6 protein-coding genes are annotated in these 8042 nt (G+C 73.1%); 2 read left to right on the top strand and 4 right to left on the bottom strand.

Annotation, left to right across the window (positions count from 1 at the left end):
- Nucleotides 1-33 precede the first annotated feature (33 nt).
- Complete coding sequence (locus ACFVIM_RS29770; protein WP_384307752.1) at nt 34-2622, bottom strand: M14 family zinc carboxypeptidase; 2589 nt, start codon at nt 2620-2622, stop codon at nt 34-36.
- A 156-nt stretch (nt 2623-2778) separates the two neighbouring features.
- Here ACFVIM_RS29770 and ACFVIM_RS29765 point away from each other — a divergent pair, with 156 nt between their 5' ends.
- The gene (locus tag ACFVIM_RS29765) at nt 2779-3561 is read left to right on the top strand and encodes an EI24 domain-containing protein (RefSeq protein ID WP_384307749.1); all 783 of its coding nucleotides are present in this window, start codon (nt 2779-2781) and stop codon (nt 3559-3561) included.
- A 58-nt stretch (nt 3562-3619) separates the two neighbouring features.
- Here ACFVIM_RS29765 and ACFVIM_RS29760 read toward each other — a convergent pair whose 3' ends face one another.
- From ACFVIM_RS29760 to ACFVIM_RS29750, 3 genes are all read right to left on the bottom strand, one after another.
- A complete protein-coding gene (locus tag ACFVIM_RS29760) occupies nt 3620-4336 on the bottom strand; it encodes a carbon-nitrogen hydrolase family protein (RefSeq protein ID WP_384307746.1) in 717 nt (238 codons plus the stop codon).
- Between the two features lie 108 nt (nt 4337-4444).
- Nucleotides 4445-5713 carry a pyroglutamyl peptidase gene (locus ACFVIM_RS29755; protein ID WP_384307743.1) on the bottom strand — a complete coding sequence of 423 codons (1269 nt, stop codon included), beginning with the start codon at nt 5711-5713 and terminating at the stop codon, nt 4445-4447.
- A 199-nt stretch (nt 5714-5912) separates the two neighbouring features.
- Complete coding sequence (locus ACFVIM_RS29750) at nt 5913-6911, bottom strand: SGNH/GDSL hydrolase family protein (RefSeq protein WP_384307741.1); 999 nt, start codon at nt 6909-6911, stop codon at nt 5913-5915.
- Nucleotides 6912-7209: 298 nt separating this feature from the next.
- On the opposite strand from ACFVIM_RS29750, the gene ACFVIM_RS29745 reads away from it, so the two are divergent.
- Entirely contained in the window at nt 7210-7704 is a 495-nt protein-coding gene (locus ACFVIM_RS29745; protein ID WP_384307738.1) for a DUF3145 domain-containing protein, read from the top strand.
- Nucleotides 7705-8042 lie beyond the last annotated feature (338 nt).

The raw sequence follows: 8042 nt of genomic DNA, 5'->3' as shown, positions 1-8042 counted from the left end.
TCGCCGAGGTGCGGCCCCCCTCCCGTACCCGCGTCAGCCCCGCAGCAGCGCCCGCGCCACCTGCGCGAACGCGCCCTTCGGGTGGCCCCGGAACAGGGGCTCGGTGCCGAAGAGGGTGACCGGCGCGCCCGACGGGGTGACCGCGCTCACGATCGACGGCTGGCCCGCCGCCTGCGCCGGACCACCGACACCGGCCCCGCTCTCCCGCCAGTGGCCGGAGACCAGCGGGTTCCCGGTCCCGTACGACTGCTCCACCCGCACCCCGGCGCCCAGGCCGGTGAACCACAGCGGTGCGTAGACGAAGCTGTGCGCGGGCGCGCCCCCGGTGATGGCGCCGCCCGCGTTCCGTACGGTGACCACGCCGTTGGCGTCCCGGTTGCCGGGCACCGCCGTCGCCGGGATCAGCCCGGTCGCCGAGGCGAAGGCCGCGCCGGTGAGGCCGACGCCGACCACCCCGACACCGCTGGCGGTGAACGCCTCACGCGCCGCCGGGGTCAGGGCCGCGTGGTTCAGCCCGGACGAGACGAACAGCACATCGGCCGACGTCCAGTCGAAGCCCGCGTTGAGGATCGCGGTCGAGACGGGCACCACGTCGAAGCCCATCTCGCGCAGGGCGTACTGCTCGCCCGCCGTGACCGCGGCCGCCACCCGGACCCGCTGGACCGGGCCCACCGCGCGCTCGGTGGCGCGGGTGAACCGGACCCCGTGGGTGCGCGCCAGTTCCATCGCCTGCTTCAGACCCGAGGCGGGCACGATCGCCGTGCCGTCCGCCGCGCGCTGCACCGGCACGCCCCGCGCCAGCAGCGCGTTCAGGGCGGCGATCTCGTTGGGGTCGTCCAGCCGCAGCTTCAGCCGCGCGGTGCGGGAGACCTCGCCGGTCGGCGCGGCCTCGGTCACCGTACGGGTCCCGCGCGGGAGTTCACCGGCGGTGGCCTTGTCGACCGTGGCGCCCCACAGCAGCCCCAGGCTCCAGCCCGAGATGTCGTACATCGCCTCGACCGCGCCGCTGATGTCACGGCCCTCGGCGAGCATCACATTGGCGATGCCCCGCTTGGGCTGGCGCATGTCGACGACATACGACCCGGCCGGGTAGCTCTTTCCGGCCAGCCGGAACGAGCGGTACGCCCGCTCCACCCGTACGTCATTGGCGATCAGATGGTCGACCAGCCGCTTCGCCGCCGTGGCGCTGCGCTGGCCGTTGCCCGACGGGATGACGTACGCACGCGGGAACGTGGTCGTGTAGACGTCCTCCGGGCCGATGCCCGGCACCCCGGGCACGGTCTCCGGCGAGATCGGCCGCTGGGCCTCGCCCGCCGCGCCCCGGCGGAACGTCTCGATCTGGTCGACCAGCAGCGAGGCGCTGTTGGCCTGGACGAAGTCGAGGGTGGCCCGCATCGAGGCTTCCGCGATGTCGGTGTTGATGGCCGCGCGGCGGCGCAGTTCGGTCACCGGCAGGGAGTCGTACGAGGCGTTGTTGACCCGCAGCGGGAACTCGATGGTGTGCGAGGCCACCGCGCCCTGGAACGGCATGTACTGCGGGGTGAAGATCGGCGGCCAGTCGTCCCAGCCCTCGGCCTGGTCCCGGAACGGGATCTCGACCGGGTACACCCCGTCCTTCTCGGCCGTGTAGCCGAGGCCGTTGACGGCCTTCTCCATGCCGAGCGCGTTGGCGTAGGAGTTCTTCAGGAACAGGTCGTACTCGTAGTTCTCGCCGTGCGGCGGGGTCGTCGGCTCGATCAGAGTGCCGTTGACGTACCCGTGCAGATCGAGCATCACGGCGGGCTGCTTGTCGATGGCGATCCGGCGGATGGTCCGCGACTCGGGCTGGGTGGCGGTGATGAAGTCCCGGTTGAGGTCGAAGCCGTTGGCATTGGCGCGGGTACCGGCGACCCGGCCGTCGGGGTTGGCGGTGACGTTGAGATAGATCCGGGTCCGCTTCAGCAGGGCGGCGGTCCCGGAGTCCTGGGCCGTCGCCAGCTTCTCGATCAGCCGCAGGGCGGCGTCCGTGCCCTCCCACTCATTGCCGTGGATGTTGTTGTTGAGGAAGACGGGGGTCTTGTACGACGCCTTCAGACGGCGGTCCCCGGCGGCCAGCGCGGGCGCGTTCTCGATCCGCTCCCGCATCCGCTCCTGGTCACGGACCTGACCGGCGCTCTCCGGCGCCGTCACGGTCACCAGATACATCTCCCGGCCGGTCACCGAACGGCCGGTGACCTCCACACTGACCCGGTCACCGAGCCGCTGGAGCTCATTGAGCTTCGGGGCGAGGGCGTGGTACGGGGCCAGACCCAGCTTGATGGACTTGTCGGCCGGGTTCACGGCGGGCGCCTTCAGCGCGGTGCGCCGGGGATAGGCGGCCAGGCTCTCGGCCCAGTCCGTCCCCTTGCCGCCGTGGCGCGCCACCGCCCCGGACCACGAACCGCCGCCGGGTCCGTGCGGCGTCCCGGCCCGCGCCGAGTCGCTCGCCCCCCGCTCCCGGGTCGCGGTCTCCGGCGGTACGGGAGCGGTGGCCCCGCTCGGTGCGGACGGCCCGCCGGGGGCGGCGACCGCCTGGGTCGGGGCGAGCAGCAGCGCCGCCGTGAACGCGGCGCCCGCCGCCAGGGCGGGTCTGGATATGTGCATGGAAAACCTCCGGGTGGTGCGGGGGTCGGCCGTCGTGCGCACGTCACACGGCCAGTGAGGCACGTCTACCGGCTGGAGTTGGCGACAATCAAGCCTTGATTTCCGGCCGGGCTTCTGGCATGTCCCGGTGTCAGTGGTGCCCGATAGGGTGTTCCCATGCGTGATCTAGGGGTGGGTTTCGGCTATCTGTTGAAGGGCCAGCGCTGGGTCGGCGCGCACGGCCGGTGGTTCGGGCTGGGCCTGCTGCCCGGCCTGGTGACCCTGGTGGTGTACGCGGCCGCGCTGGTGGGCCTCGCCTATGGCGCGGACGACCTGATCGGCTGGGCGACACCGTTCGCCGACGACTGGTCCTCGCCCTGGCTGGGGCTCTTCCGGGGCTTTCTGACCGCCCTGTTGTGGGTCTTCGGGCTCTTTCTCGCGGTGATCACCTTCACCGCCGTGACCCTGCTGGTGGGAGACCCCTTCTACGAGTCGCTCTCCGAGGAGGTCGACCGCAGCGAGGGCGGCGAGGTGCCCGAGTCGGGGCTCTCCTTCGGCCGTGACCTGTGGATCTCCGCCCGGGACTCACTGCGGATCCTGGTGCGGGTCGCCTGCTATGGAGTGCTGCTCTTCGCGGCGGGCTTCATCCCCGTCATCGGACAGACCGTGGTCCCGGCCATAGGCTTCGCCGTCTCCGGCTTCTTCCTGGCGGAGGAGCTGGCGGCGGTGGCGCTCCAGCGGCGGGGCGTGCAGCTGAAGGAGCGGCTGACGCTGCTGCGCGGCCGCAGGATGCTGGCGCTCGGCTTCGGGGTGCCGCTGACGCTGGCGTTCCTGATCCCCTTCGTCGCGGTCTTCCTGATGCCGGGCGCGGTGGCGGGCGCGACGCTGATGACCCGCGATCTGACGGGCGAGGACGAGGGGCGGAGCGCCGCCCTGGACCCCGGCGCCGCCCGGTCCTGACGGTGCCGGTGCCGTGCCCCGCGTCCACAGAGCGGGGGCACGGCCGGTACGGAAGCGGTCAGACGGCCAGCTCCGCGACGGCCAGGCCCGGGGCGGCCGAGCCCGCCGAGGCCAGCGGGGTGCCGTCCGGGCCCCAGACGCCGCTGCGCCCCGGACAGGGACCCAGATCGCTGGGGCCGCACTGGTTCGCCATCGCGACATACATCCCGTTGCGCCGGGCCCGTTCGGGATAGACCGCGTCGAAGGAGTCATTGCCCTCCTCCAGGACCGAGCTGGCCAGATAGAGCCGGCAGCCGTCCTCCCGGGCCCGCTCGGCGATCTCGGGGAACCGGTTGTCGTAGCAGACCGTCAGCGCGCAGCGCACCCCGTCGACCGTGAAGCGGCCGTCCCGCTCGCCCGCCGCGAACAGCTCCCGCTCCACCCCGTGCAGATGCCGCTTGTCATAGCGGGCGAGCTGCTTCCCGTCCGGGCCGAGCACCAGGGAGGAGATGGCGGCCCGGCCGTCCTCCCGCAGGGCCACCGCGTTCACCACCGCCACCGTGCCGGTCGCCCGGCATGCCTCCCGTACCGGGTCCAGCCGGGCGTCGTCCACCGCCAGCACCAGATCGGGGCGGCGGGCGACCAGCTCCATCCCGTACCCGGTGACGGCCAGCTCCGCGAAGAGGACGAGACGCGCGCCCTGGCCGGCGGCGGTGTGGACGGCGGTGGCGATGGCGCGGACATTGCCCTCGACATCGCCGGGGACGGAGTCGAACTGCGCTGCGGCGATCTTCATACGGTCATGGTGATCGCCGGGGCGGGAAAGGTCCAACGCCGTCCGTGGCCCTGACCGCCCGGCCGTGACCGCCCGGCCGTGGCCCCCGGCCCTGGCTCCCGGCGCGGCTTACCGCTTCGCCGCGACCCGGATGATGGCGCGGACCTGGTCCACGATGTCCCGGCGGTTCTGGAGGAAGGCCGGGTCGGTGATCTCCGTGGTGTTGCCGGGGCCGAACTCCAGTACCGGGGTGTGGACATGGCCCCCGGGCGTGGTCAGGCCCAGCCGGTCGCGCAGCAGGGTGGCCCGGTAGGCGATCTCGTTGGAGAGGTAGTTGCCGCCGCCGCCGACCCGGGCGGTCGAGCCGGGCGTCGGACCGTCGGGGCGGACCACGGGCGCGGTGGCACCGGCCGGGATCTCGGTCACGGAGGTGTTGTCGTAGACCGGGAAACGACCCGTGGGGGCGGCGGTGATCGCCGTGTGCGGCAGGGTCGACGTGGTCCACTGCGGCTGGGTCGCCGGGTCGGTGACCGGGACGGTCTCGGTGCGCGAGATGTTCTCGTTGTCCGGGAAGCCGCCGCGCCAGGCGCCGTTGTGGCGCTCGATGTCGATCCGGCCCGGCCTGCCCTGGCTCACGGTGGTGAAGACATCGGCCCGGGCCAGCGGTGTGCGCAGGGCCTTCTCCACCGTACCGTCGGCGAAGTCCTGCCAGCGGACCGGGAAGATCGCGGTCTCCACCCGCGCCGGGCCGTCCGCCGTCTGGATCCAGGTGCCGTCCAGTGCCAGCGCGGTGGCACCGGACGGATTGCTGATGCGGATGTCACGGTCGAGGGTGAAGGGATCGAAACCGGTCATCACCACCCGCTTGACGGGGGCGCCCCGGTGGCGCTGGCCGCGCGGGAAGTCCATCGAGTCCTGGCCGCGCGAGGTCTCCTCCAGCTCCGCCAGCAGCTTGGCGCGGGCCCGGTCCCCGACCGGGAACGCGGGCTGCCACTGCCGCAGTTCCCGGGTCATCCCCAGCCGCGCCCAGTACAGCGGCCGGTCGTCGTCCCGGGCGAGATCGCCCGCCAGCGGCCCGCGTCCCTGCACCCGGTCCACGGCCCGCTGCCACAGCGCCGCGCCATGGCGCTCGACCACCCGCTCGGCCTGCTTGGCCGTCCGGGCGTTCGCCAGCGCCGCCGCGAACCGGGGGGCCACGGTGGCGAACCCACTACGCCGCAGGATCTCCTGGGGCACGGCCCGCTCCAGCCGGGCCTCCTCGACGGTCGGCGGGACGGCCCGCACGGCGGGAGTCGCGGCGGGCGCCGGGGCGGCGGCGGTCGGGGCCGGGACCGCGAGGGTCAGGGCGGCGGCGAGCGCGGTGCCGGTGACCGTGGCGCGGGCGCGTATCGGGGACATGGGGAATCCTTCCGTCGGGTAGGCGGAAGTATCGCCCCATGATCATCGTTCCGGCCAGACCCGCCGGGCGCCCCCTCGGGAGCGGGCAGGCGGGTACGGGAGCGGGCGGTACGGGGACAGGCGGTACGGGAGCGGTACGGGGTCGCCCCCGTACCGCCGGAACGCCGCCCCCGTACCGTCTCCGAGCGCCGCCGGGGCCCTACTCGGGGGCCTTCTCCGCCGTGATGTTGCGGTAGGCGATCTCCGCGAGCGCGCCCTGGCCCGACTTGTTCGGGTGGAACCAGTCCCACTTGCTGAGCAGTTCGTCCTCGAAGCGGTAGTCGAAGACCGCGCCCCCGTCATAGCGGCAGCGGTCGTCCCCGGCGCAGACCTCCTTGAGGATCCGGTTGTAGGCGACGACCCGGTCCTGCACCAGCGCGCGCCGGTCGTTGGCCTTGGTGCTCAGATCCTCCGAGTCGCCGAGCATGGTGGCGCAGATGCCCAGCTTCCACACCGCGCGGCCCAGCGGGTTCTCCCGGCCGATCGACCACAGCCGCTTCAGGTCGGGCACGCTGGAGACATAGACCTGGGTCGTGGGCGCCGCGCGGCGCAGCTCCTCCAGCGCGGCGGTGAAGGAGGCCCGGAACTCCTTCACCGGGGTCATCAGCGCGGTGGAGTCGGCACAGGCGTCGTTGGAACCGACCATCACGGTCACCAGCTCGGGGCGCTTGGCCGCCGCCTTCGCCATCTGGGCGGTCAGATCGGCGACCTCCGCCCCCGTACGGGCGTAGTTCCACGAGCGGTCGGCGAGAGCCTCCGGCGCGCTCCCGATCAGCCGGGCCGCCAGGGAGCGGACCTTGGTGTCGGTGCCGGTGGCCCAGGAGACCTCCGGGCAGTCGGAGAGGACCACACAGGCGTCGAAGCCCCGGGTGATCGAGTCGCCCACGGCCGCGATCGTGGCCGGGCTGCGGTTCCAGGCCGGGGCCTCCCGCTTCTTGGCGGGGGCGCCCTTGGTGGAGGAGTCCTGATCCGACAGGACGTCACACCCGGTGAGCGCGGCGGTGGTCAGCACGGTCCCGGCGGTGAGGACGGCGACGGCGCGCCCGCGCCGCCGCCGGAGTGTCAGGGGTCCGTCCGAACGGGTGGTCCCTGGGTCAGGGATGACGGTCCGGTGGTGCGTCGAGTCGGTGGTCTGGTGGCTCCGGCGTCCTGCGCGCATCCGCGTCCCCTCCGTGTCGCCTTCCCCGTACGGAGGCATCCCCGGACGTGGCCGCCCGGGGGACCCGCCGGGTGAAAGCTCGGTACGTACCGTCCCCCGGACCGAGATTACGTCACCCCTTGGACCCCTACGCACGGTAGCTTTTCCCCGTCGGCCCAGCGAACATCGTGCTCATCGGATCCCAGCGCTCCGGTCAACTCCATCACGTCACGTACTGTCCCTTTTGTGGAGATTACCTCTCGATGCTGTTTACTGAGGCCGCTGGGAAGACGATCCTCGTCCCACACTGGAGGTCCCGGTGACGACACGTGGCGTTCTGTACGTTCACTCCGCACCGCGCGCCCTGTGCCCCCATGTCGAATGGGCGGTCGCGGGCGTGCTCGGTGTGCGGGTGCAGCTCGACTGGATCCGGCAGCCCGCGTCGCCGGGCACCTGGAGAGCGGAGTTCTCCTGGCAGGCACAGGTCGGGACCGCCTCCCAACTGGCCTCCGCGCTGCGGGGATGGCAGCTGCTGCGGTTCGAGGTCGCCGCCGAGCCCTGTGCGAGTGCCGAGGGCGAGCGGTACAGCGCCACACCCGAGCTGGGCATCTTCCACGCGGTCACCGGGATACACGGCGACATCCTGATCCCCGAGGACCGGCTGCGGGCGGCGCTCGCCCGCGCGGCCCAGGGCGAGACCGACCTCCAGGCGGAGATCGAGAAACTGCTGGGCAAGCCCTGGGACGATGAGCTGGAGCCCTTCCGCTACGCGGGCGAGGGCGCGCCTGTCCGCTGGCTGCACCAGGTGGTCTGACCGGCCGGTGAGGGCGCGTCAGCGCGTGCTCCCGGACGCCACGGCCGGTCCCGTGCCGCTCCCGTGGCCCGGCTCGGGTGCTTCTCCGGCCCGGCGTCGCTCCGCCCGCCGTGGCGGACCGTGGTGAGGTGCCGTGGTGGTCCCGGCCCCTTCCGCCGCCCGGGTCCGGCGCCCTGCCCGCGCGTCGGGGCCCGCCCGGCTCCGTCCCGCCGTCAGGGCCGTCGCCGCCGTACGGAGACGGGCTCCCTGCCCCGGCGGTCCCGTCCCCGCCCGCACCCGGGGTGACCCGGCGTCAGGCCCGGATTTCCCCCGGCACACCGACATGCCGACGCCCTGAC

This window comes from Streptomyces sp. NPDC057638 (assembly GCF_042800315.1).
Lineage (GTDB): Bacteria > Actinomycetota > Actinomycetes > Streptomycetales > Streptomycetaceae > Streptomyces.
The sequence above is the reverse complement of the archived record's forward strand: the minus strand, read 5'-3'. Positions and strand labels throughout refer to the sequence as shown.

Bases quoted from the DNA above. Each gene is read 5' to 3' on its own strand.
- ACFVIM_RS29765 (WP_384307749.1), top strand. From the start codon at position 2,779: ATGCGTGATCTAGGGGTGGGTTTCGGCTATCTGTTGAAGGGCCAGCGC.
- ACFVIM_RS29760 (WP_384307746.1), bottom strand. From the start codon at position 4,336: ATGAAGATCGCCGCAGCGCAGTTCGACTCCGTCCCCGGCGATGTCGAG.
- ACFVIM_RS29755 (WP_384307743.1), bottom strand. From the start codon at position 5,713: ATGTCCCCGATACGCGCCCGCGCCACGGTCACCGGCACCGCGCTCGCC.
- ACFVIM_RS29770 (WP_384307752.1), bottom strand. From the start codon at position 2,622: ATGCACATATCCAGACCCGCCCTGGCGGCGGGCGCCGCGTTCACGGCG.
- ACFVIM_RS29750 (WP_384307741.1), bottom strand. From the start codon at position 6,911: ATGCGCGCAGGACGCCGGAGCCACCAGACCACCGACTCGACGCACCAC.